Source organism: Nonomuraea lactucae (genome assembly GCF_003313395.1).
Taxonomy (GTDB): domain Bacteria; phylum Actinomycetota; class Actinomycetes; order Streptosporangiales; family Streptosporangiaceae; genus Nonomuraea; species Nonomuraea lactucae.
The window spans coordinates 1-3829 of record NZ_QNFZ01000729.1 but is presented as its reverse complement, the minus strand read 5'-3'; the positions used below and the strand labels follow the sequence as shown (position 1 = coordinate 3829).

2 protein-coding genes are annotated in these 3829 nt (G+C 70.5%); one reads left to right on the top strand and one right to left on the bottom strand.

Going from position 1 to position 3829, the window contains the following annotated elements; translation table 11 throughout:
• Nucleotides 1-410 precede the first annotated feature (410 nt).
• Nucleotides 411-3251 (bottom strand): excinuclease ABC subunit UvrA, encoded by a 2841-nt coding sequence (gene uvrA, locus DQW85_RS26205; RefSeq protein ID WP_113702609.1) that lies wholly within the window; start codon nucleotides 3249-3251, stop codon nucleotides 411-413.
• 215 nt (nucleotides 3252-3466) lie between these two features.
• On the opposite strand from uvrA, the gene DQW85_RS26200 reads away from it, so the two are divergent.
• Nucleotides 3467-3829, top strand: a 363-nt coding sequence (locus DQW85_RS26200; RefSeq protein ID WP_205315419.1) for a maleylpyruvate isomerase N-terminal domain-containing protein, incomplete at its 3' end; no start/stop codon positions are given.

Below are 3829 nucleotides of genomic sequence, written 5' to 3'. Positions count from 1 at the left end.
GCCCGCGCCGCAGCCCGCCAGCGCCAGGCCGCACGCCGCGGCGCCGGCCGTGCCCAGCACCTCACGCCGCCCGATCGCGGGCATGGCGGAGTCCCGCTCCGAATCCGTCATCCGCTGCCGACCCCTCCGCGTCGCCACCGACCCCCTGCAGGTCCGAGTTCACCCTAGGGGCGGCACCCCTCGGTCCTGTCGGCGGGTTGCGCGTGTCCGGAGCGGACGGCGCTCTCGGTCGCGTCGCGCGCGTCCAGACCGGACGGCACCCCCAGCTGGATGGCGCGGGACCAGAGCGGACGGCGCCCCCGGCTGGATGGCGCGGGACCAGAGCGGACGGCGCCCTCGTGCGGCTCCGGCCTCTGGTGGCCAGGCCGCCCGGCGGGAGCGCGGGCGCCCACGAGCCTCCGGCCCCCGCCCTACAGCTGCAGGATCTTGCGCAGGAAGCGGCCGGTGTGGCTCTCGTCGACCAGGGCCACCTCCTCGGGCGTCCCGGCGGCGACCAGGGTGCCGCCTCTCGATCCGCCTTCGGGACCCATGTCGATGATCCAGTCGGCGGTCTTGATGACGTCGAGGTTGTGCTCGATGACGATCACGGTGTTGCCGCCGTCGACCAGCCGCCCGAGCACTCCCAGCAGCCGCCGGATGTCCTCGAAGTGCAGGCCGGTGGTCGGCTCGTCCAGCACGTAGATCGTCCGCCCGGTCTGGCGGCGCTGCAGCTCCGAGGCGAGCTTGACGCGCTGCGCCTCGCCGCCCGACAGCGTGGTGGCCGGCTGGCCGAGGCGCACGTAGCCGAGCCCGACGTCGTGGAGGGTCTGCAGGTGCCGCTTGATGGCCGGGATCGCCTCGAAGAAGCCGAGCGCCTCCTCGATCGGCATGTCGAGGACCTCGGAGATCGTCTTGCCCTTGTAGTGGACCTCGAGCGTCTCGCGGTTGTAGCGGGCGCCGTGGCAGACCTCGCAGGGGACGTAGACGTCCGGCAGGAAGTTCATCTCGATCTTGATCGTGCCGTCGCCCGCGCACGCCTCGCAGCGCCCGCCCTTGACGTTGAAGCTGAAGCGGCCGGGCTGGTAGCCGCGGACCTTCGCCTCGGTGGTGGCGGCGAACAGCTTGCGGACGTGGTCGAACACGCCGGTGTAGGTGGCGGGGTTGGAACGCGGGGTGCGGCCGATGGGCGACTGGTCGACGTGCACGACCTTGTCGACCTGGTCCATGCCGTTGATCCGGGAGTGGCGGCCGGGCACCGTGCGCGCGCCGTGCAGCTCCTTGGCCAGCGCGGTGTAGAGGATGTCGTTGACCAGCGTCGACTTGCCGGAGCCCGACACGCCGGTGACCGCGGTGAACACGCTCAGCGGGAAGTCGATGTCGACGCCCTTGAGATTGTGCTCGCGCGCGCCCTTGACGGTGATCTGCCGCTTCCTGTCGCGCTTGCGGCGCTCGGCGGGGATCGGGATGCTCCTGCGGCCCGACAGGTACTGGCCGGTCATCGACTCCTCGCTGGCGAGCAGGTCGCTCACGGTGCCGGAGACGACGACCTGGCCGCCGTGCTCGCCCGCGCCCGGTCCGATGTCGACCACCCAGTCGGCGGCGGCGATCGTGTCCTCGTCGTGCTCGACCACGATGAGCGTGTTGCCCATGTCGCGCAGCCTGATCAGGGTGTCGAGCAGGCGCATGTTGTCGCGCTGGTGCAGGCCGATGGACGGCTCGTCGAGCACGTAGAGGACGCCGACCAGGCCGGAACCGATCTGCGTGGCCAGCCGGATGCGCTGCGCCTCGCCCCCGGCCAGCGTCCCGGCGGCCCGGTCCATGGTGAGGTAGTCGAGGCCGACGTCGAGCAGGAACCCCATGCGGGCGTTGATCTCCTTGACCACCCGCTCGGCGATGTGCATGTCGCGCTCGGACAGCTTGAGCCCGGCCAGGAACTTGGCGCACTCGCCGATCGACATGGCCGACACCTCGGCGATCGACCTGTCCGCCACGGTCACCGCCAGCGAGACCGGCTTGAGCCGCGCGCCCCGGCAGGCCGGGCAGGGGATCTCGCGCATGTAGCCCTCGAACCGCTCGCGGGTCGAGTCGCTCTCGGCCTCGGCGTGCCTGCGCTGTACCCAGGGAATGACGCCTTCGTAGGTGGTGTAGTAGGCGCGCTGCCTGCCGTAGCGGTTGCTGTAGCGGACGTGGACCTGCTCGTCGTGGCCGAACAGCAGCGACTTCTGCGCCTTCTTGGGCAGCTTCTCCCAGGCCGTGTCGGGGGTGAACCCCATCGCGTGGCCGAGCGCCTCGATCAGCCTGACGAAGTATTCGCTGGTGTGGCCGCCGGACCAGGGGTGGAGGGCGCCCTCCCGGAGCGTCCGCTCCGGGTCGGGGACGACCAGCTCGGGGTCGACCTCCATCTTGGTGCCGAGGCCGGTGCACTCGGGGCAGGCGCCGAACGGCGAGTTGAACGAGAAGGAGCGCGGCTCGAGCTCCTCGAACGACAGGTCGTCGTAGGGGCAGTAGAGGTGCTCGGAGTAGAAGCGCTCGCGACCCGGGTCGTCCTCCGGCAGGTCGACGAACTCGAGCGTGATCGTGCCGCCGGACAGCTGCAGCGCGGTCTCGACCGAGTCGGTGAGCCTGCGCCGCGCCGACTCCTTGACCGACAGCCGGTCGACGATGACCTCGATGTCGTGCTTCTCGTACTTCTTCAGTGTCGGCGGCTCCTCCAGCCGCACCACGGTGCCGTCGACCCTGGCGCGGGCGAAGCCCTTGGTCTGCAGCTCGCGGAACAGCTCGGCGTACTCGCCCTTGCGGCCCCTGACGACGGGCGCCAGCACCTGGAAGCGGGTGCCCTCGTCGAGGTCCATCACCCTGTCGACGATCTGCTGAGGCATCTGCCTGGCGATGGGACGGGCACAGATCGGGCAGTGCGGCTTGCCGATGCGCGCCCACAGGAGCCTCAGGTAGTCGTAGACCTCCGTGATCGTGCCGACGGTCGAGCGGGGGTTCTTGCTGGTGGCCTTCTGGTCGATGGACACCGCGGGCGACAGTCCCTCGATGAAGTCGACGTCGGGCTTGTCCATCTGGCCGAGGAACTGGCGGGCGTACGCCGACAGCGACTCGACGTAGCGGCGCTGCCCCTCGGCGAAGATGGTGTCGAAGGCCAGGCTCGACTTGCCCGAGCCGGACAGGCCGGTGAAAACGATCAGAGAGTCTCGTGGGAGGTCCAGCGAGACGTCCTTCAGGTTGTGTTCGCGTGCACCACGCACGATCAGGCGGTCTGCCACGGCGATCCCGATGTCGAAGAAGGCGGATAGGTCCACGGGGATGGTAGACGGGGGCCCCGACAATTTCGGCGGGCCGCACACCGCCCCCCGAAAATCCGTCCCTCCCAGACTACGGCCTCCGCCCACCGCACCAGGATGCCTTTGACGGTCAACCGATGACCGCCCCTTACATGTCCATAACCACCCGTACATGAACGGATGATGGAATGTCTGGCATGAGTGTTGTCGTGGCACTGCGGGAGGAGCTGGCCGCGGCGACCCGGCGCCTGCTGGCCGCCGTCGCGACCCTGTCCGAGGGCGACGTCGCCGCGCCGTCGCGCCTGCCGGGCTGGACACGCGGCCACGTGCTGAGCCACGTCGCCCGGAACGCCGACAGCCTCCACAACCTGCTCACCTGGGCCAGGACCGGGGTCCGCACCCCCCAGTACGGCAGCGACGAGGAACGCGACACCGGGATCGAGGCCGGCGCGGGCCGCCCCCTCGCCGAGCACCTGACCGACCTGGAGATGAGCGCCGCCCGCCTGGCCGCCGCGGCGGACGCCATGCCCGCGCAGGCGTGGAGCGCGCGGGTGGTGGGC